Genomic DNA, 24,321 nt, shown 5'->3' with positions numbered 1-24,321 from the left:
ATGTGGGGGAAGCGTATGATTCGTTGGGGTCTCTTTATCGGAACGACATCAGGAATTGTGCTGGGTCTGTACCTGTGGTTTGTAGAGCAGGTGACAGGAATGAGAGTGTACACGCTGCTTATGAATGTAGACTTCATCCCTGTCCTAGGTGATATCGATTGGCCTGTCTTTATGGAATGGTTTTTCCATATCCTCATATCGTGGGCAATCGGAATCATCTATGCGTACTTATTGATGTATCGCCTGCGTAAAACCAATCGGAATCGATGGCTGCTTGCCGTCGGACTGACACTGTTTGCTGCATTTACTTATGTTCCACTCACGATCCTTGCTGTGAAAGAGACGCCGGGTCTGACTGATGGGGCGGCCATTACACAGTGGCTTATCGGTCATGCTTTGTATGCCATCACGTTGAAGATGTCCTTCAGCCGCTTCCGCACTTGAATAAAACAAAGCAGCGCCTGATATGTATAAGTATCAGGCGCTGCTTTGTTTTAGAAAATCATTAGGGGGTAATGTACTGTACCCGCTTACATGAAAAATAAACGTACTCGCAATAAAAAAAAGGCCGGAAATAGTCCGGCCTTTCCTTGTTATCGCAAGCTGTTGTTATGCGCTTCGATATGCTGCTCCAATTGCTGTAGCTGTTGTTTCTCTTCTTGAGAACATTGGCTATATGCAGACTGGATAGCATCTTTAGCGGCTTTCATATCCTCTTGGCTGGCGCCGTTCGTATCACGACGCTGAGTGAAACGGTTGACCGCTTCGCGCGCATTTTCAAAAAGGTTTCTTTCCATCGTTAAAACCCTCCTACGGTGTGCTGATCGGCTTCCATCTGTTTTCGATCCGCATCTGTCAGCTTTTCCGCTTCCAATTTACGTTCATCGAAGGATGGCACTTCCGACCCGCGTTTCTCGTTGCGATTGTCATTCTTTTGCTGCTCCATGACAAGACCCTCCTGTCATAAAAAAGCCTGAACGCTTTCACGTTCAAGCTTAGTATGGCGGCAGGGCGGTTTTTTACACGAGGAAAAATGTACCTAGATCGCCCGTTTGTTTATTTGAAGATAGTCATTAAGAAACGTTCCGATGCCGTCTTGTTCATTCGTAGCGGTGACGTGATCGGCCATGCTTTTCAGCTCATCGATGGCGTTCCCCATGGCGACGCCTATCCCCGCATAATCGATCATTTCAAAATCGTTGTCCTCATCACCGAAAGCGATCACCCGTTCTTTCGGGATATGGAAGTAGCGCGCAATTTTATCAAGACCGACCGCTTTGTTCATACCGGCCCGGACAATTTCGATAACGTGCCACGGCGCGCCCCATTTCCGGTGATCGATCAATTCTGCATGCTGATCCAGTTCCTGTCTCAGACGTTTGATTTTCTCTTCTTCCGGGTGGATAAGAATGGAAGTAGGGTCATCTTTCAAGTGATGCTGCAGCCTTCCAACGGTCGGCTTAATATCTGTTTGAAAAATCCGCAGAATTTCTTCGTCGTGCCTGTCGAGGTAAACGTCATCCTTCACTTCCGCAAGAATATTCTTTACACCGAGTTCCTGACAGGTATGAATGATTTTATGCGCCGTTCTTATGCCGAGCGGAGAATGCAGCGCATCCCATTTATGGTCCTTAGGGTGGTGGATGAACGCACCATTGAAGTTCACCATTGGAGTATCCAGACCAAGTTCGTGATAGAAATCGATACTTGCCCGGTGCGGCCTTCCTGTCGCAATTACGACGATATGGCCTTGGTCCATGGCCTGAAGCACGGTTTCTTTTGTTTTGCCACTGATGACTTTATCATCGGTCAATAATGTTCCGTCTAGATCCAACGCAATCAAATGCTGTTTCATTAGCTTCACCTCATTTGTATGTATAGTGTAGCGGGTTCTCAGGCAGGTTGTAAAGAATTTCTGTGAACGCTGCCTATGACTTCCAAATTGATGACAGCAGTGTTACGATGTGTATTATATAGGAAATTTATTAATCGCGCCTAAAGCACAGGTAAAGATTTTCAGAAAGGAACCATGGCAATGATCGGAGTTTATCGGAACACATTGAAAGATATACCAGTACTGACAGTCGTCGACTCTTCCCAAGAGAACGAGGCGCTCCCGGTATTCATTTATTTCCACGGCTTCACCTCAGCGAAAGAACATAACCTCCCGCAAGCCTATCTGCTTGCGCAGAAGGGGTACCGCGTCATCCTCCCGGACAGCGCGTATCATGGCGAACGCGAGGAGGATTTGTCCAAAGAAGAGCTCAGCCTCAAATTTTGGGAGATCGTGTATCAAAACTTGAAAGAGCTTCAGGATATGAAAGATGAACTCGATCGCATGGAACTGCTCGAAAACCGCAGAATTGGTATCGGCGGAACATCGATGGGGGGAATCACTACGAGCGCTGCTTTGACGATGTACCCCTGGATTCAGGCGGCTGCGGTCATGATGGGTTCACCCAAACCGGTCGAATTCGCTCAGAAGCTTATTGAAGATGTAAAAAACAACGGATACGAGCTGCCTCTGAAACAAGAGGAGTTAGATGAGCTCTATCATTCGCTTGCAGGCATCGATTTATCCCTGCAGAAGGATAAGCTATACAGCCGGCCGCTCTTTTTCTGGCACGGAGATGCCGATCCTGTTGTTCCATTTGAGCACTCCTATGATTTCTATAATGATGCGATCAGCCAATATAAGAATCCGGAGAATATCCGTTTCTTGAGAGAGGTCGGGCGTGATCATAAAGTCAGCCGTTTCGCCATTCTTGAGTTGGTCAACTGGCTGGAACTCGTCCTTTGATGGTAGGGAATATTTTGTCCCGGCAGGATTTTTGTTTATAATAAGGTTTGAACAATTGTGAAGGGGGAACAAAAGTGGATAGAACTGCATTAGAAGAAAACGCAATGGGTGCCCTTGAGAATGTCATTGACCCGGAACTCGGCATTGATATCGTGAACTTAGGCTTAGTCTATGGCGTCGATATAGATGAGGATGGCAATACAAAGGTAACGATGACCTTGACTGCGATGGGCTGCCCGCTGGCCGGTCACATTGAACAGGATGTAAAGCGCTGCCTTGCAGACCTTCCTGAACTAAATGAGATATCGGTGAATATTGTCTGGAATCCGCCTTGGACGAAGGATCGTATGAGTCGCTACGCGAAAATCGCTCTTGGTATTCCGGATTGATCGAAGGATGGTCCGCCCCTGCCGTAGGTAACACGGCAGGGGTTTTTACATATTACGCTTATGAAGGAGGGGAGAGATATGGAACGTGCACCAGTGTTTCAAATCGTCGGATATAAAAACAGTGGAAAAACCACCTTATTGTCGGATTTGATCGCCTATGGTACGGATCGTGGCGAGAAAATCGCGGCAATCAAGCACCATACTCATGAAGAGCCGTTAAAAGTGATGCACCATGAAACGGACAGCTACCGTCTTCATGAATGCGGCTCATTCTTAACAGGGGTAGACAGCCCGCGCCGGTTCCAGATGGAATTGTCCCATGATGATGATTTCGCTCTGGACCATCTAGTGGATATTTACCGCCATTTTTCGCCTGATTTAATTACGGTGGAAGGATATAAGGAAGAGCACTACCCGAAGGCGGTCATCATCAAAAGGGTGGAAGACTTGAAACTGTTGGATAACTTGACAAACATCAAGCTCGTCATCACGTGGGATGAAACGTTGACGGCTCATGTCTCTCATTCCGTTATCGCTCTGAAAGATTGGAGAAAACGCTTACCGGAAGTGCTGGAACTTGCTAAGGGGGAATCTTGATGGGGGAGAAGAGGTGCTGGATCACAGAAGAACCGATTGATGTCGGTTCTCTTGTCCATACAGTTACAAGGCCGGAAGCAGGAGCCATCAATACGTTCATCGGAACGGTCAGGGAGTTTACTAAAGGAAAGCAGACGCTCTACTTGGAGTATGAAGCTTATACCGCTATGGCGGAGAAGAAGCTCGAGCAGATTGCCCGGGAAATGGAAGAACGATGGCTGGACATTCAAACGGCGATCGTCCACCGGACCGGCCGTCTTGAAATATCCGATATCGCGGTCGTCATTGCTGTTTCGACCCCGCATCGGGCTGATTCCTATGAGGCGAGCAGATACGCAATTGAACGGATAAAAGAGATTGTCCCAATATGGAAGAAAGAACATTGGGAAGATGGCGACAGCTGGATCGGGGATCAAAAAGAAATCGTCCCCGGTGTACCAGGGAAGGGGGATGGAATGTGAATCGTATTCTTTTTTTTGCTGGCTTAAAGGAACAAATCGGTGAAGGAGAATGGTCCTTTGATGCGGCGGGTTTAACAGTAGAGGACTTGAAGGAAACGGTGCGGCAGGAGTTTGGTGTGGAACAGGTTATGACAAGTATGACAGCGGTCAATGAAGAATTCGCTCAAAAAGAAACGATCGTAAAAGAAGGAGATACGGTAGCTTTTATCCCTCCTGTAAGCGGTGGATAAAGCCATACATCCCCTATATGAGAAAAGGCTCCGCGTTATGGAAACGCGGAGCCTTTTTTCTTTCTGAATACTTTTTACAGGAATAGAACGACCAGTCCACCGACGATGAAACAGTAAAAGGCGAAATACTTCAAGTTTCCCTTGGCCATGATATTCATGAACCAACGGAGAGAGAAGTAGGAGGCAACGATGGACGCAAGAAAAGCAAGCCCATACGCAAGCCACACGCTTCCTGAATCCGCACTGGCGAATACATCTTCAATGGAGAGGAGCATCGTTCCAAGGCTCACCGGAATGTATAAAAGGAAAGAGAAGCGAAGTGCGGTTTCCTGTTTCATTCCTAAGAACATGGCGGCGACGATTGTAGCACCGGATCGGCTGATTCCCGGTATAAGAGCGACTGCCTGTCCTAAACCGACAATGACAGCATCCTTCCAAGTCATTTGGGCATCTCCCTTGCGACCGCGCATGTTGCGGATCAGCCATAAGGCAATACCGGTAATGATCAAGGTGATCCCCACTGTTTTAACGGTTGATAAGCCTTCGATAGCATCGCCGAGCAGAATACCCAACACACCTGCCGGGATCGTACCGATGATCAAATAAATGATGAAGTCGAAGTCATCCTTCTGTCTTTCATCACGACTGATGATGTACCCGATCCCATTCCGGATCAGCCGGAGCAGATCCTCGCGGTAAATGATCAAAACGGCGATCAAGGATCCGAAGTTGACGAGTACTTCAAAGCTCAGTCCTTCTAGTTTAATTCCAAGAAGGTCTTGTGCGATGACCAGGTGCCCGCTTGAGGAAATCGGTATTGGTTCTGTGAAACCCTGGAATATTCCTAAAAACAAATATTTAATCAAAAGCCAAATTTCTTCCATCATTAAATCCTCCTGAAAGTAAAAACTCACCCGTTCACTATAACGCTGTCGAGTTGCTATGTAATGAGTAATGCCGACCATTTTTGTACAGGGAAAATGGTATCCGGTATGAAAAAAACGCTGCCATCGATTGATAGCAACGTTTACTACTTACGCTTCGTCTTTGATGAGACCTTCTCCCAATACCACAGCAGCAAGGGTGAAAAGGATGGTCATCGTAATTACCTGCGAGAAAGCAAAGTCGCTTCCTGACATGTTACTGACTACATAAGCAGACATGAAGCTTAAAAGAAAGGCCCAAACAATCGTCCAAATCATCCGCATCAATGTTCACCTCATTTATCCATTCTAACGTCTATCTTAGCAGAACGAGGAAGAAAAAGAAATATGAAATCGCTTCATGATTCAAGGGAAGTGTGAATAAAATGGTAACAGTAAGAGGAAGGGGGCGGAGCTGTGGTAGTCGTTGTCCATCCCAGTTTTCATTGGATAGGGTATCACGTGTGTAAAGAGCTTCTTCAGGAAGGGCATGTAGTTATAGGGATCGATCCGATCAAAGACAAGCGGAGTGATCTTTTATATATGTACGTCGGCAGAAACAGTAACTTTCAACACTTTTTTCAGAAATCGGACAAAGAGAACCATATGCATAATAGTGGATCAGAAGTCGAGGTGGATATCAAGAAAGGGAAGGTGAGGATTGTGACATCCGAAGGAGAGGAGAGAGTGGAAATCCCGGCTCTTTATGGAGAGTGGATGCCGATGGCGGACCATTCATTCCAGGAGAAAGGAGATTTAAGAAAATGGATAGAGGAGACGGAAGCAGTGTACGTCGGAGACTTCGTTAAGACGCTGCTTCCGTCCTACCTCACCCGGAATATGGAAGAGGAGTCTTTGGAGGAGAGAGTGGAAGCAACCTGGCGCTGTCGGAAGCTCCTGGAACGTGTCTGACCCTGTTTTTTACTAATCGCTGTTTTACTTTCTTCTATCGAAACATGTAGAATAATGATAAAAGAAGGAACCAGCGGGTTTGTACAGGGGTGCTGACAATGAAAAGAAGATACGGCCTATTTCTATGCGTCCTCGTTCTTCTGGCAGGGTGCGGATCATTCCCGGGCTACGGCGAACATTCAGACGTCGGCATGCTGCTCGAAACGACGGCGGATGATCAAGGCTTCGGGGAGCGTGGATATGAGGGGCTTCAGATGATTGAGCAAGAGTTTGATGCGGACGTCTATTATAAGGAGAATATAAAAACGTATGATCAGACGGCAGCGGCCGTCGAGGATCTTGTCCATAAGGGCGTAGATATCATCTTCGGGCACGGAAATATTTATGAGAGTCACTTTAAAGAGCTCCATGCTTCTTTTCCTGATGTGGAATTTGTTTATTTTAATGGTGAATTCTCAGCGGATAATGTCACCAGCCTTAATTTCAGTTCGCGGGCGATGGGCTTCTTCGCAGGGATGGTTGCTGGAGAGATGACAAAATCCGATAAAATCGGTTTGATCGGCGCATTCGAATGGCAGCCGGAATTAGAGGGGTTCTATGAGGGGGTACTCTATCAGAATCCGGAAGCAGATGTTTCTGTGTCTCTCACCAACAGTTGGAGTGACACACAGACGGCTCTTGGAATTTACAGCACGATGCAGAGAAATGGCGCGGATGTCTTTTACCCTGCGGGTGATTTATTCGATATCTCCATCATCAAGCAGGCAGAGCAGGACGGGAAGTATGCCATCGGTTATGTGAAAGACCGGTCTTCCGTTGCAGAGAACGCCGTATTAACAAGTACCATCCAGCGGATTGATGAAGTGTATGAACTGGTGATGGAGCGATATGTCGACGGAAACCTGACGGGAGGGTCGCTGACCTTTGATTTTCAAGAAGGAGCGATCGAAATGGGCACCTACAGCTCTGATGTTCCTGTCGGTTTTCAGAAAGAGATGGATGAAGCAGTCGCTTATTATGAAGAGACAGGAGAATTGCCAAACCGGTAAAAACTCGGGAGTTGTTTACTCGCCAGTTTTTCAGCATGATGAAGAAGTGGTTGGGGGATGTGAGGGGCGGGATTGCCCTTGTATTTTTCAAAGCCACGTTTTCTTTCAACCATTGCTGCCTATGTATTAATCTTTTCTTATCCGTTTAAGTTTCTCAGCAATCTGAAAAGACTCGGGAGTTTTGCCCCCGAGTTTTTTTGTTATTTCTTAAAACGGTCGAACATCGGCTTGATCATCGGTGACACGGATTTCCAAGTTTTTGATGCTTCTTCAAACAAATCGGGCCAGTTTGGTTTGGATTGACCTTCTGTTTCTGTCGTTTTCTCTTTGCGCTCTTCTGACGGATTAAACCCCCAGAAATTATCGAAAGGAGACTTTCTGTTATTCTCCATCCACTGCACCTCCCTCTACATGCAGTTTATGACAGAAACCCTTATATTTTGTGGGCTGCGCACTGCTTCGCTCCTTTTGCGACTTGCAGAATAAATGGAGATGAATTAAAATTAGTACCAAGTCATAAGAATTGATAATAGATATTCAGATATTACCTTAAGGGGATGAACATATGAGAGCAGGATTCTTAGGTGTCGGGCACTACGCACCGGAAAAAGTTCTTACAAATAAAGATTTAGAGAAAATAGTCGATACAAGTGACGAATGGATCCGGACACGTACCGGGATCGAAGAGCGCAGGATCGCGTCCGACGATATGGATACGTCCGACTTGGCACTTCGTGCAGCTGAAGCTGCGCTGGAAGATGCGGATATGAAAGCGGAAGAACTGGATATGATCCTCGTTGCCACCGTTACTCCGGACACACCATTTCCATCTGTAGCGACAAAGCTTCAGAAAAGCCTCGGCGCACCTAAAGTAGCAGCGATGGATCTTAGTGCTGCGTGTGCAGGATTCATGTACGGGGTTATCACGGCCAAACAGTATATTGAGACAAATGCCTATAAGAATGTGCTGGTGGTAGGTGTAGAGAAACTTTCCAAGATTACGGATTGGACCGATCGAAATACGTGCGTCCTTTTCGGAGATGGAGCGGGAGCTGCTGTCATCGGCCCGGTAAGTGAAGATAAGGGGATCCTTTCCTTCGAACTTGGATCCGACGGTAGCGGAGGATCGAACCTCTATCAGACACCGGAAGATGTCATCTACATGAATGGACGGGAAGTATTCAAATTTGCTGTCCGCCAGATGCCGGAATCCTCTGTCAATGTCGTGAAAAAAATCGGCCTTAGTGAGCAGGATGTCGATTACTTAGTCCCGCACCAGGCAAACATAAGAATAATGGAAGCAGCAAGGCAGCGCCTGGGCATTCCGGAAGAGAAAATGTCCACAGCTGTGAAGCGTTACGGCAACACATCTTCTGCATCGATTCCAATCGCTTTGTCAGAAGATGTGAAGGCAGGTAAAATAAAAGAAAACGATTTAGTCGTTCTTGTCGGATTCGGCGGCGGTCTCACATGGGGAGCCGTTGCCCTTCGATGGGGCAAGTAACCAAGGAGGAATAGAATAGTCATGGATAAAAGACGAGTAGTCATTACCGGAATGGGGGCGGTGACCCCCGTCGGTAACTCAGTAGACGAATTGTGGGAGAGTATTAAGAACGGTGTTTCTGGAATCGGCGAAATTACGAAAGTAAACAAAGAGGACTACCCGGTACACGTCGCGGCAGAGCTCAAAGATTTTGACCCTTCCAAGTACATCGAACGTAAAGAAGTACGGAAGATGGACCCATTTGTTCAATATGCAATGGTCGCTTCCCACATGGCGGTGGAAGATGCCGGCCTTGAAATTACGGATGAGATTGCACCTCGTACGGGAGTCTGGATCGGTTCCGGTATTGGAGGAATGGGAACATATGAATCCCAGTTCGAGACGTTCCAGAAGAAAGGATACCGTCGTGTCAGCCCGTTCTTCATCCCGATGATGATTCCTGATATGGCCGCTGGACAAGTATCTATCTCTCTAGGTGCGAAAGGCATTAACTCTTGTACCGTTACGGCATGTGCATCCGGCGCCAACTCGATCGGTGATGCGTTCAAGGTACTTCAGCGTGGAGACGCTGACATCATGATTGCCGGCGGGACGGAAGCACCAATGAACAAAATGTCCTTCGCAGGCTTTGCCGCTGCGCGTGCGCTTTCCTTGAATGAGGATCCGAAAACAGCGAGCCGGCCTTTTGATAAGAACCGTGACGGATTCGTCATGGGAGAAGGCGCAGGAATTCTTATTATGGAAACGTTGGAGTCAGCGAAGAAGCGTGGTGCGAAAATTTATGGTGAAATTACAGGGTACGGCTCTACGGGAGATGCTTACCACATCACATCACCGGCACCGGAAGGCGATGGAGCGGCCCGTGCCATGAAACAGGCGTTGGGAGATGCCGGTCTTGAACCGACAGCTGTCGATTACGTAAACGCCCATGGTACGTCCACGGAGCTTAATGATAAGTTTGAGACGTTTGCAACGAAAACTGTCTTTCAAGAGCACGCGAAGAAGCTTGCTATTTCTTCGACGAAGTCAATGACGGGTCACCTGCTTGGAGCGGCAGGAGCAGTGGAAGCGGTCATCTCACTGAAAGCCATCAATGACGGCATTCTGCCACCGACGATCAATTATGAAACACCTGATCCGGAGTGTGATCTTGATATCGTACCGAACGAAGCAAGAAAACAGGAAGTAAATACGGTTATGAGTAACTCGCTTGGGTTTGGTGGTCACAACGCGACCCTGATTTTCCAGAAATACCAAGACTGATTAAAACCCGGCAGCCACGAGGCTGTCGGGTTTTTTGTCTTATTATCCTTTATTAGAAGGAAGAATCACATGGGTTTAGATGTTCCATCACACCTTTGTCAGCAAATAAAGAAACCCGAAAGCCTCAAGGGCTCTCGGGTTCTTCCGTACCTCCGTCCAGAAAGGCGCGGAGCGTCTTCTGTGTTTTATCTTCGTCATGATTGAGTACTAATCCGATTGGATATTCTTTTCGTTCGTTCCAAACGTTGTCCGTTGTCGGAATGCTGAGTGTCTCGATATCTTCGGGAGGGTGAAGCAGGATATCCTTCCCTATATCCACCACCTTGGTCCCTTCGATATTTGTATCAATATAAGGCTGGACCGTACCGATTAAGCGTGGTGCTTTCAGGACACCGCTGAAGGATACCAGCTGATCTTTCAACAATCCGATTGCTTCCTGCTGCCTTTCCACACGACCGAAATCCGATCGGATATCACTGCGGAATCTTACGTAGCCGAGCAATTCTTCCCCGTCAAGCTGCTGTTTTCCGGCTTTCAAATCGATTTTTGTGCCGTCACCGCCGGCTTCGTAGTACATATCCTTATCGATATCCACTTCAATACCGTCCGGAGCGAGCGTGTCCACAATATGGGTGAATCCTTTGAAATCAACGATCGCATAGTACTCCGGTTCAACTGCGAAATTATCTACAATCGTTTCCCGGAGAAGCTCAGGACCACCGATGGCAAAGGCTGCGTTGAGCTTGTTGTATCCGTGCCCTGGAATATCCACGTACGTATCTCTCATTAAGGATACCATCTTTACATCTTGATTCTCTTTATTATATTCAGCCAGCATAATCGTATCTGTCCGAGCCGTTTCCGTTCCTCGCTGGTCTGTTCCTAACAGCAGAATCGTCATCTTTTCGTCTCCGTTATCGACGCCCCGGAAAGAATCCTTGTAGGGGCTTTCCTCGAAATCGATTCCTTCTCCATCTTCCGCTGAAGCCTGATTTTCCATCGCTTCATGCTTCCCGGATAAATATTCATAGGCAGAATAACTAATAAACAATAAGAACGTTAAAGACAGGATTGCAAGTATGGCCTTGCGTTTACGGCGCTTTCTCCGCCTTTTTCGCAAGGTGCGTTTCTGTGACAACGATCATCATCCTTTCGTCCATGATACCTGTTCCATATAAATGTACCTTTAAATGGAAAGGAAGTAAAGACCAGGTTTTAAGAGCAAATACCCGCATGTCCCATGACTAACATTCATAAGATATTCATAGGAGGACAAGGAGAAGGGGATGAGGCGGATGTGGTATTGGCTGCTGCTTTTAACTGGATTCGGATTTGCCGTCGCCGGTGGAACGGTGACGATTACGTATTTGAACCTCGTCCCGGCCGGTATGAGTTGGATAGAGTTCTTTATTCTGATTCGGACCCGGGTGGAATGTTACTTATTCCCTGCCGGCATCCTGCTCATTACGACAGCTTTGCTTCTCATGAAAGATTAATTTTCTAAAATATGGTTGTAAAGAATAAAAAAGCCACCAATGGTCATAATGTAACCAAAAGAGATCACTGAAGTGAAAGTGAGGGTCCGAAATGTTATACATGCATGATCTGTGGGTGAACTGGTTCGAAGGTGAAGAGAATGGGTATAACGTGTGCCGGTTCCATGAATGGCGCAAAGAAGATGGGATCGAGTTGATCGATCAGATACCCTTAGTTCTGGTGAATGATGAACTTTTCCATTTTATTGAGAACGATCTACAAGACCTGCCGGCATCCTTTCTGCAAGCGATCCACCGAAAGACGTACATGAAGAAAAATCAGGAGCGGCACACGGTCGAATACGCAGCTGTCGTCACGAATGGAAAGGACATCATTGTCTTTGACACGATTGGTTATACTCTTCCCGTGAAGAAGAGCCGTCTCATACCTAGACAGGAGCGTTTAGTATTCGAGATGGTTCAGGGAAAAGTACCGGAAACCTATTCAATAGAAGGAAGTGCGTGGAAGGAGCATCATATTCTTTCACTTCCACCAGGAAAAATGTCCGGTTTGACGCGTAGAGAACGGCAGTTGAAGCAGTTGTTGATGATGGCGCTCGATCAGTTGAAACACTCGGATCATCCAGAGGAAATCAGATATTGGCTGACTGAATGGGATCCGTCCCAATATCCAATTATCAAAGAATTTTCTACAGAAGAAGCGTGGGACCGTTTATATGAAGGTACGTGCAGAGGCTGGTCGATGATTCATGAGGAGCTGTGCCGGAAGATGGTAAAAGGGCAGCCTTTCTTTGAAACGATTTGGCAGGGTGAACAGGAACGTGTTTCACAGCATATGAAAAGCCAGAATTGAGTAACACCACTCAATTCTGGCTTTTTCTCTTTACTTCTTCTTCACGCGACCGAGGCCCATTGCTTTTTTTGCTTTACGAAGCATTTTCTGTGCTTCATACGATGCTTTATCTGCTCCCTGATCAAGTATATCGTCTAATTCATCGGAATCGATCAGTGCTTCATAACGTTCCTGAATCGGTTTCAGTACAGCGATGACAGCATCAGCCACCCCTTGTTTAAAGTCTCCGTAGCCTTTCCCATCGTACTTCTGTTCCAAATCAGCGATCGGTGTACCACTGCAGACGGATTCAATGGTCAACAGATTGGAGACGCCCGGCTTATTCTCTTTATCGTAACGGACAACTCCATCGGAATCCGTCACGGCACTCTTGATTTTTTTAAGAATCTTCTTCTCATCGTCCAGCATGGAAATGAATGCCTTCTGATTGGAGTCCGATTTACTCATTTTCTTCGTCGGATCCTGAAGCGACATGATGCGTGCGCCTTCTTTTGGAATCCGTACTTCCGGCACTGTGAAAATGTCATTGTACTTATTGTTGAAGCGCTGCGCCAGGTTACGTGTGAGCTCCAAATGCTGTTTTTGATCTTCCCCGACTGGGACGATATCTGTGTTGTACAGAAGAATATCGGATGCCATCAGCGGTGGGTAAGTCAACAGGCCGGCAGAAACTCCTTCTTTACTTCCCGTGGCCGACTTATCTTTAAACTGCGTCATCCGCTCCAATTCCCCAATGTAGCTGACACACTGGAGCATCCACCCAAGCTGCGTATGTGCGGCCACTTCGGATTGGATAAACAGCGTTGATTTATCCGGGTCAATACCGGAAGCCAGGTATAACGCCGCAAGAGAGCGGATGTTCCGGCGGAGTTCCAGCCGGTCCTGTGGAACGGTTATAGCATGTTCATCCACAATACAGAAGTAACAGTTGTGGTCATCCTGCAATTCTGTGAAATGCTTCATTGCTCCGATATAGTTCCCTAGTGTCAACGTTCCGCTTGGTTGAATCCCTGAAAAGATTGTCTTCATTTGTCATCACCTCTATGAATTATTCGTTTCTGCATACAAAAACGCCCCTTCCAATAACATGGAAGGGACGAATATACCGCGGTGCCACCCTAATTACCTGTATGCGATACAGGTCAGCTTCAATCGTTAACGCCGATTTACGTCAAAAGATGCTCCGAGGCCCAATTCCAACCCGTTCCCATGATTGCTTCCACCAGCCGCAACCTCTCTGTATGAATGGGGAGACAGATGTACTTATCCTTCATCCAAGCATTTCAGTCCTATTTAAGTAGTTTCTAATTATATCGCAGAAATCGCATTCCATCAACTCTTCATCCCTGATAATAAAAAACGAGTAAAGCAAGAAGTCCTACGGTCAATACACTTCCCTGAAAGAGGAAGAAGCGCAGCCAGGACCGCCCGATCGTTTGGGAGGGAAGCGGCTTCTCTTTCCAATCGTCCAGATAATCCTTCTGCTTGGACATCGTACTGTAAAACCGGCGAAAGCCGTATGCGATTCCGTCAAAGAACCCGCCTCGGATCACCCACATAAGAATACCGATGAACAAGTAGAAATAAGCAAGATAGAACAATTGATTTATATAATGGAATAAATCATGCTCTGGAGACAACAGGAAGAAGAGTCCTGTGACCAGGGCGAAGTTAAAAAGAATCATCAGCCACTTATTTCTTATGATACTCAACAAAGGTCACACCTTTCATACAAATTCGTACCAATTATAGCATGTACCCTTACCTTATGGAATTGTAAAGCGGATTCAATAGACTGAAAATTCTATTTTGAATGGGGTATGCATTTCCTTTCATGAGGAACTGGGATAAATAATAACCTTTCCCGATACCTAATCATTTTTATACATTAGTCCTTATAATTAGTTATTTTCAGTCTTTAACATTGTAAAATAAACTAGGTAAAAAGACTCATTTAGTGTCATTGAAACGTAATAATGATGGGAATTCTGTGTCTTTTCGAAAAATTAGGTAATGCAAAATAGTTAGAAAACTTGTATAATTCGATATGTGGACAACGAGCCACGGCAAATTTTTAGAAAATTTTTAGGGGAGGTCATTTTCTACATGAAAAAGACAAATTGGTTACTGCTAGTACTGGCACTGGTACTAAGCATGTTCCTCGCGGCATGTTCCGGCGGGGACGATACGTCTGGTTCTTCAGACGATTCATCCGACAGCTCGTCTGATGGGGAAGCATCACCAGACAGCGAGCAAGTACTTAACCTTTATGACACAGCAGAGATTCCTACAATGGATTCCTCTCTTGCTACGGACGCAGTAGCGTTCCAATTCCTTGGATCTACAATGGACGGGCTTTATCGTCTTGGTGAAGGTGCAGAAGCGGAACCTGGTATCGCTACAGAACATGAAGTAAGTGAAGACGGTCTTACTTGGACATTCACTCTTCGTGAGGACGCTGTCTGGTCAAACGGCGATCCTGTAACAGCGAACGATTTCGTATATGCATGGCAGCGTGCGGTTAACCCGGATACTGCTTCCGAGTATGGTCCATATATGATGAGTGGCGTAATCAAAAATGCAGAAGCAATTGCTGCCGGCGATACTCCAGTTGAAGATCTTGGAGTAAAAGCAGACGGTGATTATACATTGACAGTTGAGTTGGAAAAACCGATTCCTTATTTCGAGTCTTTGACTACGTTCGGTACGTTCCTTCCATTGAACCAGAAATTCGTTGAAGAACAGGGCGATCAATATGCGCTTGAAGCGGACACGCTTGTCTATAACGGACCATTCGTTATGACAGAGTGGAACCACGGCGAAGGCTGGACGCTTGAGAAGAACGAAGATTACTGGGATGCAGAAAACGTGAAGCTTGATACAATCAACGTCAAAGTTGTTAAAGATACAGCAACGGCTGTAAACCTTTATGAAACTGGGGAAGTCGATCGTGTGAACCTTTCTTCCGAGTTCGTCGATCAGTACCAGACTTCTGAAGAGTTCGGCGTCAAAGAAGAGCCGACATTGTTCTACTTGAAGATGAACCAGGAAAACGAAATTCTTGGTAACGTAAATGCACGTAAAGCGATTCAAATGGCGATCGACCGTCAAAGCATGGTTGACGTTATTCTGAACAACGGTTCCATCCCTGCAGTTGGTGACATTCCTGCCAAGTTCGCGAACCATCCGGAATCCGGAGAAGACTTCCGCGATCTTAACGGTGACTTGATCGAGTACAACCTTGATGAAGCGCAGAAGCTTTGGTCTACGGCTAAAGAAGAGCTTGGTCAAGATACACTTGAATTGGAATACCTTGGCGGCGATACAGAAGTTGCCAAGCAGATGGATGCTTACATCAAAGACCAGCTTGAGAAATTGGAAGGCTTGACTGTTAACGTCACTTCCGTACCTTTCAAAGAGCGTCTTGAGCGTGACACAAGCATGAACTATGAGCTTCAGAACTCCGGATGGGGTCCTGACTACATCGATCCGAACACATTCTTGAACATGTGGGTAACAGACGGTGGAAATAACATGACTGGTTATTCCAGCGAAGAATATGATGCGTTGATTGAAAAAGCGAACAACGAACTAGCTCTTGAGCCGGTTGAGCGTTTCGAAGCGTTCCTTGAAGCGGAGAAACTTTTGATCCAGGAAGATGCAGTCCTTGCTCCACTTTACCAACGTGCTCAGGCACAACTTTATAAGCCGTATCTTAAAGGTGTAATCGTCAACCCGATGGGACCTGACTACACTTACAAGTATGCTTATATCGAAGGTAAATAATAGCGCGCACCATACTAACCACATATAAGTTTCTTTTATAAGGGAGAGAGTATATGACCAGCGCGTTGGCATATGCTCTCTTTTTCCCTGAAAAGGAAATATTCTAATTATAAACAAAATTCAGTTAATTTAGACAGAGATAGAAAAATAAGAGATAGGGTTTACTTAAACGGAGGTGTTCATATGGCACGTTATATACTACAACGATTGGTCTATATGGTTATAACGATGTTTCTTATTGCAACCTTTACGTTCTTCCTGATGAAGTTTTTACCAGGTACTCCCCTAAGTGCTGCAGATAAATTGTCAGAAGAGCAACAGCAGGTTGTGTTGGAGAAGTACGGATTGGATGACCCGGTTCCTGTACAGTATTTTAATTACATGGTCAACTTGACTCAAGGTGACTTGGGGATCTCCTTCCAATTCGATAATCGTGAAGTGACGACGATCATGATGGAACGGGTCGGCCCGTCTATGCAGCTCGGCGTGCAAGCGATGATCATCGGTACGATTTTCGGGATGCTTCTCGGAATCATATCGGCCATTTATCATAATGGGTTCATGGATTACCTATCGACATTCATTGCAGTCATCGGGAAATCTATCCCTTCTTTCGTATTTGCAGGTATTCTTCAATATTACATCGGTGTAAAACTTGGATGGTTCCCTGTTGCTCTTTGGGGAAGCTGGGAGTACACGGTTCTTCCTACCGTAGCCCTTGCCATATTCCCGATAGCAATTGCCGCTCGTTTCATGCGGACGGAAATGCTTGAAGTCATGAGCTCAGACTATATCACAACGGCACGTGCGAAAGGTGTCAACAAATTCGGAGTTGTATTGAAACACGGCGTCCGGAATGCGTTGATTCCACTTATTACAGTACTGGGGCCGCTTGCGGTCAGCTTGATCACCGGTACACTTGTCATCGAGAATATTTTCGCCGTACCTGGGATTGGTGAACAATTCGTTAAAGCGATCAATACGAATGACTTTCCGATTATCATGGGGACAACCTTGTTAATCTCCTTCCTGTTTATTGTCATTATCTTAATCATTGATCTTCTTTATGGAATCATTGATCCTAGAATCCGACTGGCAGAAGGGAAGTAGTCCATATGGATAATCAAAAACCATCGAAAGATTTATTTGTACCCGTCAATACGAAAGAACAGGATAACGAAGGTATTTCAAGACCCAGCCTGTCATTCTGGCAGGATTCTTTCATCCGCCTCCGCAAGAATATAGGTGCGATGATCGGGCTGTTCATTTTGATTGCCTTAGGTGTCATGGCGATCTTTGGTCCATACATGAATGACTATGGACAGTATGAGCAGGATTTGTCCCGTGCGAAGATGCCACCTAAAGTGGAAGGGCTCGGCTGGCTTGGTATGGATGGTACGCTGACTTCCGTACAAAGCGCCGGTACAGTTGAACAAGCTGAAACGAAAGCGATGATGCGTTTCAACAACCAGGAAGATTTCATTCAGACGAAAGTTTTGAATGATGGTTCCAACGGGGAGCCTGCAGAGGTGGAGGCCGTATACGACGTTTACGGTGCTAAAGATATGAATGATGAATCATTCTGGTTCGGGACAGACGGTCTTGGACGTGATTTGTGGACAAGGACTTGGATGGGAACGAGGATCTCCTTGTATATCGCCTTACTGGCAGCAGCGATTGATATGGTAATCGGGGTTGCATACGGTGGTATTTCCGGTTATTACGGCGGCCGCGTCGATAACTATATGCAGCGTGTCATTGAAATTCTGATGGGAATTCCGAACCTCGTTGTCGTCATCCTGATGATTTTAATACTCGAGCCGGGTATTTTATCCATCACGATAGCCTTGACGATCACCGGGTGGATATCGATGGCCCGTATCATACGAGGCCAGGTGCTGAAATTGAAAAACCAGGAATTTGTGCTCGCATCGAAAACGCTTGGAGCGAAGGATAATCGCATTCTGAGAAAACACTTGGTACCGAACGTAACCGGATTGATTATCATCAATACGATGTTTACGATTCCAAGTGCCATTTTCTTCGAAGCCTTCTTGAGCTTCATCGGTCTCGGACTGCCGACGCCGACAGCATCACTTGGAACGCTGATTGATGACGGATTCAAATCCCTTCAGATTTATCCGCACATCCTGTTGTTCCCGGCGATTGTAATCTCGCTTATCATGATTGCATTCAATATGCTTGCAGACGGTCTTCGTGATGCACTTGATCCGAAGATGCGCGAGTAGGAGGTAGGTGTACAAGATGGAAAAACTTCTAGAAGTAAAAAATATGCATGTATCATTTGACACCTACGGCGGTGAAGTAAAAGCTGTACGTGGGGTTAACTTCGATTTGAAAAAAGGGGAGACGCTGGCGATTGTCGGCGAATCCGGTTCCGGTAAATCTGTAACGACGAAAGCACTGATGCAGCTGATTCCGAAGCCGCCCGGGCGCATCAAAGAAGGAGAAATCCTTTTTGAAGGCCGTGACCTGGTGAAAATGAGCGAAAAGCAAATGCAGAAAATCCGCGGGAAAGAAATATCTATGATTTTCCAAGACCCTATGACGTCTTTGAACCCGACGATGAAAGTCGGAAACCAGATTATGGAGGGCTTGATCAAGCACCAAAAAATGGGTAAGACCGAAGCGCGTAAACGCGTGATCGAATTACTTGAGCTTGTCGGAATCCCTGATGCGGAGAACCGTATAAAGCAGTATCCGCACCAATTCTCAGGTGGAATGAGACAGCGTGTTGTCGTTGCTATCGCCCTTGCCTGTAACCCTAAACTGTTGATCGCGGATGAGCCGACCACAGCCCTTGATGTAACGATTCAGGCACAGATCCTTGAGTTGATGAAAGAGATTCAAAAGAAAACAGATTCTGCTACGATTTTCATTACACACGATCTCGGCGTCGTTGCAAATGTCGCGGACAGAGTTGCTGTTATGTACGCTGGTAAGATCATAGAGATCGGTACGGTAGATGATATCTTCTATAATCCAAAACACCCGTACACATGGGGACTGCTCGGCTCTATGCCGTCTTTGGACAGTGCAGATGAAGAGCTTTATGCCATTCCGGGATCTCCGCCCGATCTCTTGCATCCGCCAAAAGGCGATGCGTTTGCAGCCAGAAATGAATTCGCAATGAAGATTGACTTCGAACAAGAGCCGCCGATGTTCAAGGTGAGTGATACCCACTATGCAGCAACGTGGCTCCTGCATGAAAATGCTCCGGATATCGATCCGCCTGCTGCAGTTAAGAAGCGGATGGAAGGTATGGCGAAGTCAAAGAGTGAATCGGAAGGTGAACGTGTATGACACGAGAGAAACTACTTGAAATCAAGAATTTGAAGCAGCACTTCCAAACTGGTCGGAACAGTGTCGTCAAAGCTGTAGACGGTTTGAACTTTGATATTTATAAAGGCGAAACGTTCGGGCTTGTTGGAGAGTCCGGTTGTGGGAAATCGACGACCGGGCGCACGATCATCCGTCTTTATGATGCAACAGACGGAGAGGTCATCTTCGATGGAGAGAACGTCCACGGTAAGAAAAGTCGGGAGGATTTGAAAAAATTCAACCGGGAAATGCAGATGATCTTCCAGGATCCGTATGCGTCTCTTAACCCGCGGATGAAAGTCGAGGACATCATCGCTGAAGGGATGGACATTCACGGACTTGCAGAGAACGATAAAGCTCGACGTGAGCGCGTATATGAACTGCTGGAAACGGTCGGATTGAACAAAGAGCACGCCAACCGTTATCCACATGAATTCTCCGGCGGACAGCGCCAGAGAATCGGAATCGCACGGGCGCTTGCAGTAGAACCCAGCTTCATCATTGCCGATGAGCCGATCTCTGCTCTTGACGTGTCGATCCAGGCACAGGTGGTCAACCTGTTGAAGAAACTTCAGAAGGATAAAGGTTTGACGTACCTGTTCATCGCCCACGACCTTTCCATGGTGAAATACATTAGTGATCGAATCGGGGTTATGTACTTCGGTAAAATGGTGGAACTTGCTGATGCAGATGATCTTTACAAGAATCCGATCCACCCGTACACGCAGTCGCTTTTGTCCGCTATCCCTCTTCCGGATCCGGATTATGAGCGCAACCGTGAGCGTTTCACGTATGACCCTAGCAAGCATGATACGAGTGAAGAGCCGGAATTCCGTGAAGTCCGTCCAGGTCACTTCGTGTTATGTACGACAAAGGAATTCGAGCAATACCAGAAAGAATATGGTGTCGTACATCAATAAAGAAAGAAGACACCTGCCGATTCGGCAGGTGTCTTTATTTTTGCGGCCGTGTCCGTTGGAGCAGGGGTTTGTAGAAAATTGGAAGAAATTCGTTTCCATCCCTGTTATATAATTACAACCTTCTTTATAATGAAGAGTATCTAGAGGATAGGGGAGTAGGTTATTAATGAGGAAATTTCGCAGGCTTGGGATATGTGCGGCTGCCATTCTGGCAGGAGTGGTTCTTCCGTTCTCTTATGTCCAGGCAGAAGAGGAAGATAATAAAGAAGTAAGAGAAGCCGGCATCATGACGGAACGGCAGCTTGGAATTAAAGCCTTGCCGGATTCCGGGGAAGCAGCAAGGTTCACGTATCAGTCGGGACTTGACTTCGAGTATCCGGATGCCGTCCGGGGGATTTATGTAACAGGTCCTTCAGCAGGCGGTGCGAAGATGGAAGAACTTACGAAGCTCGTGGAGGATACAGAATTGAATGCCATGGTAATCGATATTAAAGAAGACCATGGAAACATCACGTTTGAGCCGGAAGAAGGGTCCCCTTATGCAGAAGTGGCGGAGCCGTTCATCGATGATCCGCGGGCGATGCTTGAGGAGCTTGAATCGAAAGGTATCTATCCTATCGCACGTGTTGTCGTATTCAAGGACAGTCTGCTCGCTGAAAAAAGACCGGACCTTTCTTTTACAGAAAACGGTCAAGTGTGGAAGAACGGCAAAGGGGAATCTTTCGTGAACCCGTTCATGGAAGAAGTGTGGGAGTATAATGTGGAGCTTGCCAAACAGGCGGCAGAGCTCGGCTTCGAGGAAATCCAGTACGACTACGTCCGTTTCCCGGAAGGTTTCGGAGAAAGGGAAGACATCCTTACATACGGTCAAGGGAAGTATGCGGATTTGGAGATGGATCATGTACAGAAACGAGTCCAGGCGGTCACCGATTTCGTCGAATATGCGAAGGGTGAATTGAAAGCCTACGATGTCGATGTCTCTGTTGACATCTTCGGCTATGCGGCGACGATTCCGGAAGCTCCGAATATCGGACAGAACTTCTCGAAAATATCAAGCAATGTCGATGTCATTTCATCAATGATCTATCCAAGTCACTGGGGGTCCTACTTCGGAATTGCCAAACCCGACGAAGAACCGTACCGTCTAATTGATGAATATGCCAAGGTGGAAAATGAAGTGCTGGGGAAACTGGATGACAAACCGACCTCCCGCCCTTGGCTTCAGGATTTCGAGGCGCCGTGGCTGTATTCGGGAGCGACGAAGCAGTACGGAAAAGCCGAGGTGGAAGCACAGATCAAAGCGTTGAATGAAAACGGTATTGATGAATTCCTGCTTTGGAATGCCGGTAACAATTACACCAGCAATGTCGATTATACGCCGATGAATTAAAGGGGAGGACCAGAGGGATCTGGTCCTTTTTTGGTGTTTGATCTTCTTGAGAACAGGGTATTAATACTTGTGGCCGTTTGAATAGATCGATGGCAGTTCCATATCCTAAAAACAGCAGGAGCGCATCCGGCGCCATTTAACATAAGTTGAATTATTCGTTATAATAAAAGGGACAAATTGTAAGGGAGTAGATCAATGAATTGGTATGAGAAGTTGAACGAGTATTTTCCTGTTGAGGAAATGAAATCAAAAGAACACATGGAAGCACTATTGAAAGAGAAAAGCGACGTATATTTTAAAGATGAAGGAGAGCATCACGTTTTAATGTATGCCGAGTTCGATACTTTCCTTTTCATCGACTATGTATATGTCTCCTCTGCTTCACGTGGTCAGGGACTTGGTCACAAACTCATCAAGAAAATGAAAGCGAAAGGAAAGCCGATCATCCTGGAAGTAGAACCGGTCGATTATACCGACACGGATACGGAGAAAAGACTCCGCTTCTATCAAAGGGAAGGCTTTAAACACGCCCAATCCATTGGTTATACACGAAGGTCTCTTGCAACGAACGAAGTCAATGCCATGGAAATTCTCTACTGGTCACCGGAAGATGCTTCCGAAGAAGAGATTTACGAAAAAATGAAAGCGATGTACACGGAAATCCATACTTACAAGGACGAAGAGTTCTACGGGAAATCGTATCAGCACGTGGATGAAGTGCTGACCAGAGATGAAGATAGAGATGTGGAGAATATCATAAAGGAATTGGACAAAACGAAAAACTGATCTATAGAACAAATACCCGCCATCCTAAGGCGGGTATTTTCAATAAAAACACGTAGTTGAAAATGAAAAAAATGCAGAATGGTTGTTTTTTATGTTTAACGGTGTGATAAAACGGGTAATTCTTTAAAGGAAACGCGCTTTGAATCGTATTGTCACATATTTGTTGAACTTTATATAGATAATGCTTGACAGATGTGTTATAGTAGAATCAAGGTTAGATTATATTGATTACAAAGAAAGAAGTAATTAAATAACACCATAAATTATTGAGGAGTGAAGTATCTATATGGTTACACTTTATACCTCACCAAGTTGTACATCATGCCGTAAAGCAAAGGCTTGGCTTGAAGAGCACGATATTCCTTATACGGAACGAAATATTTTTTCTGAGCCGCTAACGTTGGACGAGATCAAGGAAATCCTTCGTATGACTGAGGATGGAACGGAAGAGATCATTTCCACACGTTCTAAGGTATTCCAAAAATTGAAAGTGGACTTTGACCAGCTGCCGATGCAGGATTTGTTCGATCTTATTCAAGAAAACCCTGGTCTGCTGCGCCGTCCAATCATTCTGGATGACAAACGTCTGCAAGTAGGATACAACGAAGACGAAATTCGTCGATTCCTTCCACGCAGCGTTCGTACGTTCCAATTGAAAGAAGCACAACGCTTAGTCAATTAATAAATGAAGAAAGCTGGAAGGCGGTAGCCTTTCCAGCTTTTTTCTTTTTATATGGTTCGAGCCCGGTTTTCATATCGCCGTTCCCTTCCTTTTGTTCGCGAAATATCCTAGTGTAATAACCAAAATGACCATGAAAGGAGCGAACACTTGGTGGATGATCGGCATTTGCTCTGCAAAGTGGAGGACATGGCGGTCTTCCAGCACCATTTCTGCCGCTGTAAAGGTCAAAATGCCGGCACCGAAATAGATGAGCATCGGGAACTTGTCCATTAAATGAAGGATAATCCTGCTGCCCCAAACGATGATTGGGACGGAAACGAGCAGACCGATCACAACGAGGATGATGTTGTTGTGCGAGGCACCTGCTATGGCAAGCACATTATCGAATCCCATGACGATATCGGCGAAGACGATGGTTTTAACAGCTGCGAACAGACTGTCACCGGCTTTGATATGGTCGTTTTCGTCATTGTCTGTCAAGAGTTTGATGGCGATATAGAAAAGTAACAGCCCTCCGATTAATTGAAGATAAGGAATTTGGAGAAGATAAAGAGCAACCATCGTTAACAGCACCCTGGCGGCGACCGCGAGGCCTGTCCCGAGGATGATGGCCTTGTTCCTTTGTTCCGGGGGGAGGTTTCGACTCGCGAGTGCGATGACGACCGCATTATCTCCGCCGAGAATAATATCGATACTGATGATGATCAACAGTGGTTCAAGCAAGTCCCAGTTCATGTGATAATCCTCCTGGCTATGTAGTGACAAACTTAGGGGAATAGGCTAAAATGATAACTCAACCACCCGGTAAGACGGCCTTATTGTCATGATATTCATGTCTTATATGGTTATATGCTGAATTCGAGCAATTTGTTTTCCATTTAGACATTCCTGTCATACAATAGGAATACATCAACCCTTACTTTCTACACATCTCAACG

30 protein-coding genes and 1 other annotated feature are annotated in these 24,321 nt (G+C 46.1%); of the genes, 20 read left to right on the top strand and 10 right to left on the bottom strand.

Features of this window, described 5'->3' with window-relative positions; translation table 11 throughout:
• The first annotated feature begins 15 nt into the window (after positions 1-15).
• Complete coding sequence (locus tag D479_RS15505) at positions 16-444, top strand: hypothetical protein (protein ID WP_035388518.1); 429 nt, start codon at positions 16-18, stop codon at positions 442-444.
• 149 nt (positions 445-593) lie between these two features.
• Here D479_RS15505 and D479_RS15500 read toward each other — a convergent pair whose 3' ends face one another.
• From D479_RS15500 to D479_RS15495, 3 genes are all read right to left on the bottom strand, one after another.
• Positions 594-797: a DUF3813 domain-containing protein gene (locus D479_RS15500; protein ID WP_008638787.1), complete on the bottom strand. Its 204-nt coding sequence runs from the start codon at positions 795-797 to the stop codon at positions 594-596.
• Positions 798-799: 2 nt separating this feature from the next.
• Positions 800-946: a hypothetical protein gene (locus D479_RS20805; RefSeq protein ID WP_008638785.1), complete on the bottom strand. Its 147-nt coding sequence runs from the start codon at positions 944-946 to the stop codon at positions 800-802.
• A gap of 93 nt (positions 947-1,039) precedes the next feature.
• Positions 1,040-1,855, bottom strand: a complete 816-nt coding sequence (locus tag D479_RS15495) for a Cof-type HAD-IIB family hydrolase (RefSeq protein WP_008638784.1) — start codon at positions 1,853-1,855, stop codon at positions 1,040-1,042.
• Positions 1,856-2,035: 180 nt separating this feature from the next.
• On the opposite strand from D479_RS15495, the gene D479_RS15490 reads away from it, so the two are divergent.
• From D479_RS15490 to moaD, 5 genes are all read left to right on the top strand, one after another.
• Positions 2,036-2,800 (top strand): alpha/beta fold hydrolase, encoded by a 765-nt coding sequence (locus D479_RS15490; RefSeq protein ID WP_008638782.1) that lies wholly within the window; start codon positions 2,036-2,038, stop codon positions 2,798-2,800.
• A 74-nt stretch (positions 2,801-2,874) separates the two neighbouring features.
• Positions 2,875-3,189, top strand: coding sequence for a metal-sulfur cluster assembly factor (locus tag D479_RS15485; protein ID WP_008638780.1), 315 nt, complete (start codon positions 2,875-2,877; stop codon positions 3,187-3,189).
• A 78-nt stretch (positions 3,190-3,267) separates the two neighbouring features.
• Positions 3,268-3,786, top strand: coding sequence for a molybdopterin-guanine dinucleotide biosynthesis protein B (gene mobB / locus D479_RS15480; protein WP_008638778.1), 519 nt, complete (start codon positions 3,268-3,270; stop codon positions 3,784-3,786).
• Positions 3,786-4,247, top strand: coding sequence for a molybdenum cofactor biosynthesis protein MoaE (locus tag D479_RS15475; protein WP_008638776.1), 462 nt, complete (start codon positions 3,786-3,788; stop codon positions 4,245-4,247). The genes mobB and D479_RS15475 overlap by 1 nt, the downstream gene beginning before the upstream one ends.
• Complete coding sequence (gene moaD, locus D479_RS15470; protein WP_008638774.1) at positions 4,244-4,477, top strand: molybdopterin converting factor subunit 1; 234 nt, start codon at positions 4,244-4,246, stop codon at positions 4,475-4,477. The genes D479_RS15475 and moaD overlap by 4 nt, the downstream gene beginning before the upstream one ends.
• 74 nt (positions 4,478-4,551) lie before the next feature.
• Here the strand turns inward: moaD and D479_RS15465 are convergent, their stop codons facing one another.
• The gene (locus D479_RS15465) at positions 4,552-5,361 is read right to left on the bottom strand and encodes an undecaprenyl-diphosphate phosphatase (protein WP_008638772.1); all 810 of its coding nucleotides are present in this window, start codon (positions 5,359-5,361) and stop codon (positions 4,552-4,554) included.
• 150 nt (positions 5,362-5,511) lie between these two features.
• On the bottom strand, positions 5,512-5,685 hold the full coding sequence (locus D479_RS20300; protein WP_008638770.1) for a YjzD family protein: 174 nt from the start codon (positions 5,683-5,685) through the stop codon (positions 5,512-5,514).
• Between the two features lie 132 nt (positions 5,686-5,817).
• Here D479_RS20300 and D479_RS15460 point away from each other — a divergent pair, with 132 nt between their 5' ends.
• Together D479_RS15460 and D479_RS15455 are read left to right on the top strand one after the other, a co-directional pair.
• Positions 5,818-6,312 (top strand): hypothetical protein, encoded by a 495-nt coding sequence (locus D479_RS15460; RefSeq protein ID WP_008638768.1) that lies wholly within the window; start codon positions 5,818-5,820, stop codon positions 6,310-6,312.
• A gap of 98 nt (positions 6,313-6,410) precedes the next feature.
• Entirely contained in the window at positions 6,411-7,361 is a 951-nt protein-coding gene (locus D479_RS15455; RefSeq protein ID WP_008638766.1) for a BMP family ABC transporter substrate-binding protein, read from the top strand.
• Positions 7,362-7,561: 200 nt separating this feature from the next.
• Here D479_RS15455 and D479_RS15450 read toward each other — a convergent pair whose 3' ends face one another.
• Complete coding sequence (locus tag D479_RS15450) at positions 7,562-7,753, bottom strand: hypothetical protein (RefSeq protein WP_008638765.1); 192 nt, start codon at positions 7,751-7,753, stop codon at positions 7,562-7,564.
• A 173-nt stretch (positions 7,754-7,926) separates the two neighbouring features.
• Here D479_RS15450 and D479_RS15445 point away from each other — a divergent pair, with 173 nt between their 5' ends.
• Together D479_RS15445 and fabF are read left to right on the top strand one after the other, a co-directional pair.
• The gene (locus D479_RS15445; protein WP_008638764.1) at positions 7,927-8,865 is read left to right on the top strand and encodes a beta-ketoacyl-ACP synthase III; all 939 of its coding nucleotides are present in this window, start codon (positions 7,927-7,929) and stop codon (positions 8,863-8,865) included.
• A 21-nt stretch (positions 8,866-8,886) separates the two neighbouring features.
• Positions 8,887-10,128: a beta-ketoacyl-ACP synthase II gene (gene fabF / locus D479_RS15440; protein WP_008638763.1), complete on the top strand. Its 1,242-nt coding sequence runs from the start codon at positions 8,887-8,889 to the stop codon at positions 10,126-10,128.
• Positions 10,129-10,252: 124 nt separating this feature from the next.
• Here the strand turns inward: fabF and D479_RS15435 are convergent, their stop codons facing one another.
• On the bottom strand, positions 10,253-11,266 hold the full coding sequence (locus D479_RS15435) for an LCP family protein (protein ID WP_026578362.1): 1,014 nt from the start codon (positions 11,264-11,266) through the stop codon (positions 10,253-10,255).
• Between the two features lie 157 nt (positions 11,267-11,423).
• On the opposite strand from D479_RS15435, the gene D479_RS15430 reads away from it, so the two are divergent.
• Positions 11,424-11,624, top strand: a complete 201-nt coding sequence (locus tag D479_RS15430) for a hypothetical protein (RefSeq protein WP_008638761.1) — start codon at positions 11,424-11,426, stop codon at positions 11,622-11,624.
• 91 nt (positions 11,625-11,715) lie between these two features.
• Positions 11,716-12,477, top strand: a complete 762-nt coding sequence (locus D479_RS15425; RefSeq protein ID WP_008638759.1) for a YjbA family protein — start codon at positions 11,716-11,718, stop codon at positions 12,475-12,477.
• A gap of 30 nt (positions 12,478-12,507) precedes the next feature.
• Here D479_RS15425 and trpS read toward each other — a convergent pair whose 3' ends face one another.
• Both trpS and D479_RS15415 read right to left on the bottom strand, forming a co-directional pair.
• A complete protein-coding gene (gene trpS, locus D479_RS15420) occupies positions 12,508-13,506 on the bottom strand; it encodes a tryptophan--tRNA ligase (protein WP_008638757.1) in 999 nt (332 codons plus the stop codon).
• A 60-nt stretch (positions 13,507-13,566) separates the two neighbouring features.
• Positions 13,567-13,763: a binding site (T-box leader), on the bottom strand.
• Between the two features lie 54 nt (positions 13,764-13,817).
• On the bottom strand, positions 13,818-14,189 hold the full coding sequence (locus D479_RS15415; RefSeq protein ID WP_008638755.1) for a DUF3899 domain-containing protein: 372 nt from the start codon (positions 14,187-14,189) through the stop codon (positions 13,818-13,820).
• A 394-nt stretch (positions 14,190-14,583) separates the two neighbouring features.
• Between D479_RS15415 and D479_RS15410 the strand changes: the two genes are divergently transcribed.
• The 8 genes from D479_RS15410 to spxA all read left to right on the top strand — a co-directional run bounded on the left by D479_RS15410 (position 14,584) and on the right by spxA (position 23,383).
• Positions 14,584-16,263 (top strand): peptide ABC transporter substrate-binding protein, encoded by a 1,680-nt coding sequence (locus D479_RS15410; RefSeq protein ID WP_008638753.1) that lies wholly within the window; start codon positions 14,584-14,586, stop codon positions 16,261-16,263.
• A 183-nt stretch (positions 16,264-16,446) separates the two neighbouring features.
• The gene (opp3b, locus tag D479_RS15405) at positions 16,447-17,373 is read left to right on the top strand and encodes an oligopeptide ABC transporter permease (protein WP_008638751.1); all 927 of its coding nucleotides are present in this window, start codon (positions 16,447-16,449) and stop codon (positions 17,371-17,373) included.
• Positions 17,374-17,378: 5 nt separating this feature from the next.
• Positions 17,379-18,512, top strand: a complete 1,134-nt coding sequence (gene opp3C, locus D479_RS15400; RefSeq protein WP_008638749.1) for an oligopeptide ABC transporter permease — start codon at positions 17,379-17,381, stop codon at positions 18,510-18,512.
• A 16-nt stretch (positions 18,513-18,528) separates the two neighbouring features.
• On the top strand, positions 18,529-19,587 hold the full coding sequence (locus D479_RS15395; RefSeq protein WP_008638747.1) for an ABC transporter ATP-binding protein: 1,059 nt from the start codon (positions 18,529-18,531) through the stop codon (positions 19,585-19,587).
• On the top strand, positions 19,584-20,525 hold the full coding sequence (locus tag D479_RS15390; protein ID WP_008638745.1) for an ATP-binding cassette domain-containing protein: 942 nt from the start codon (positions 19,584-19,586) through the stop codon (positions 20,523-20,525). Before D479_RS15395 ends, D479_RS15390 begins: the two co-directional genes overlap by 4 nt.
• A 166-nt stretch (positions 20,526-20,691) precedes the next feature.
• Complete coding sequence (locus D479_RS15385; RefSeq protein ID WP_008638743.1) at positions 20,692-21,915, top strand: putative glycoside hydrolase; 1,224 nt, start codon at positions 20,692-20,694, stop codon at positions 21,913-21,915.
• 195 nt (positions 21,916-22,110) lie between these two features.
• Positions 22,111-22,701, top strand: a complete 591-nt coding sequence (locus D479_RS15380) for a GNAT family N-acetyltransferase (protein WP_008638742.1) — start codon at positions 22,111-22,113, stop codon at positions 22,699-22,701.
• Positions 22,702-22,987: 286 nt separating this feature from the next.
• The gene (gene spxA / locus D479_RS15375) at positions 22,988-23,383 is read left to right on the top strand and encodes a transcriptional regulator SpxA (protein ID WP_008638741.1); all 396 of its coding nucleotides are present in this window, start codon (positions 22,988-22,990) and stop codon (positions 23,381-23,383) included.
• A 69-nt stretch (positions 23,384-23,452) separates the two neighbouring features.
• Here spxA and D479_RS15370 read toward each other — a convergent pair whose 3' ends face one another.
• Positions 23,453-24,118 (bottom strand): TerC family protein, encoded by a 666-nt coding sequence (locus tag D479_RS15370; protein WP_008638740.1) that lies wholly within the window; start codon positions 24,116-24,118, stop codon positions 23,453-23,455.
• Between the last annotated feature and the right edge of the window lie 203 nt (positions 24,119-24,321).

Origin of the sequence: Halobacillus sp. BAB-2008, from assembly GCF_000328325.1 — a bacterium.
GTDB lineage: Bacteria > Bacillota > Bacilli > Bacillales > Halobacillaceae > Halobacillus.
Note: the sequence above shows the minus strand (reverse complement) of the source record. Positions and strands in the feature narration are given on the sequence as shown.

What these genes read in the sequence shown, in the direction of transcription:
- D479_RS20805 (WP_008638785.1), bottom strand. Translation starts at nt 946, where the DNA reads ATGGAGCAGCAAAAGAATGACAATCGCAACGAGAAACGCGGGTCGGAA.
- D479_RS15505 (WP_035388518.1), top strand. Translation starts at nt 16, where the DNA reads ATGATTCGTTGGGGTCTCTTTATCGGAACGACATCAGGAATTGTGCTG.
- D479_RS15495 (WP_008638784.1), bottom strand. Translation starts at nt 1,855, where the DNA reads ATGAAACAGCATTTGATTGCGTTGGATCTAGACGGAACATTATTGACC.
- D479_RS15490 (WP_008638782.1), top strand. Translation starts at nt 2,036, where the DNA reads ATGATCGGAGTTTATCGGAACACATTGAAAGATATACCAGTACTGACA.
- D479_RS15380 (WP_008638742.1), top strand. Translation starts at nt 22,111, where the DNA reads ATGAATTGGTATGAGAAGTTGAACGAGTATTTTCCTGTTGAGGAAATG.
- D479_RS15450 (WP_008638765.1), bottom strand. Translation starts at nt 7,753, where the DNA reads ATGGAGAATAACAGAAAGTCTCCTTTCGATAATTTCTGGGGGTTTAAT.
- fabF (WP_008638763.1), top strand. Translation starts at nt 8,887, where the DNA reads ATGGATAAAAGACGAGTAGTCATTACCGGAATGGGGGCGGTGACCCCC.
- D479_RS15430 (WP_008638761.1), top strand. Translation starts at nt 11,424, where the DNA reads ATGTGGTATTGGCTGCTGCTTTTAACTGGATTCGGATTTGCCGTCGCC.
- D479_RS15465 (WP_008638772.1), bottom strand. Translation starts at nt 5,361, where the DNA reads ATGGAAGAAATTTGGCTTTTGATTAAATATTTGTTTTTAGGAATATTC.
- D479_RS15425 (WP_008638759.1), top strand. Translation starts at nt 11,716, where the DNA reads ATGTTATACATGCATGATCTGTGGGTGAACTGGTTCGAAGGTGAAGAG.
- trpS (WP_008638757.1), bottom strand. Translation starts at nt 13,506, where the DNA reads ATGAAGACAATCTTTTCAGGGATTCAACCAAGCGGAACGTTGACACTA.
- D479_RS15385 (WP_008638743.1), top strand. Translation starts at nt 20,692, where the DNA reads ATGAGGAAATTTCGCAGGCTTGGGATATGTGCGGCTGCCATTCTGGCA.
- D479_RS15370 (WP_008638740.1), bottom strand. Translation starts at nt 24,118, where the DNA reads ATGAACTGGGACTTGCTTGAACCACTGTTGATCATCATCAGTATCGAT.
- D479_RS15500 (WP_008638787.1), bottom strand. Translation starts at nt 797, where the DNA reads ATGGAAAGAAACCTTTTTGAAAATGCGCGCGAAGCGGTCAACCGTTTC.
- D479_RS15390 (WP_008638745.1), top strand. Translation starts at nt 19,584, where the DNA reads ATGACACGAGAGAAACTACTTGAAATCAAGAATTTGAAGCAGCACTTC.
- D479_RS20300 (WP_008638770.1), bottom strand. Translation starts at nt 5,685, where the DNA reads ATGCGGATGATTTGGACGATTGTTTGGGCCTTTCTTTTAAGCTTCATG.
- D479_RS15445 (WP_008638764.1), top strand. Translation starts at nt 7,927, where the DNA reads ATGAGAGCAGGATTCTTAGGTGTCGGGCACTACGCACCGGAAAAAGTT.
- spxA (WP_008638741.1), top strand. Translation starts at nt 22,988, where the DNA reads ATGGTTACACTTTATACCTCACCAAGTTGTACATCATGCCGTAAAGCA.
- D479_RS15475 (WP_008638776.1), top strand. Translation starts at nt 3,786, where the DNA reads ATGGGGGAGAAGAGGTGCTGGATCACAGAAGAACCGATTGATGTCGGT.
- D479_RS15395 (WP_008638747.1), top strand. Translation starts at nt 18,529, where the DNA reads ATGGAAAAACTTCTAGAAGTAAAAAATATGCATGTATCATTTGACACC.
- mobB (WP_008638778.1), top strand. Translation starts at nt 3,268, where the DNA reads ATGGAACGTGCACCAGTGTTTCAAATCGTCGGATATAAAAACAGTGGA.
- D479_RS15410 (WP_008638753.1), top strand. Translation starts at nt 14,584, where the DNA reads ATGAAAAAGACAAATTGGTTACTGCTAGTACTGGCACTGGTACTAAGC.
- D479_RS15455 (WP_008638766.1), top strand. Translation starts at nt 6,411, where the DNA reads ATGAAAAGAAGATACGGCCTATTTCTATGCGTCCTCGTTCTTCTGGCA.
- opp3C (WP_008638749.1), top strand. Translation starts at nt 17,379, where the DNA reads ATGGATAATCAAAAACCATCGAAAGATTTATTTGTACCCGTCAATACG.
- opp3b (WP_008638751.1), top strand. Translation starts at nt 16,447, where the DNA reads ATGGCACGTTATATACTACAACGATTGGTCTATATGGTTATAACGATG.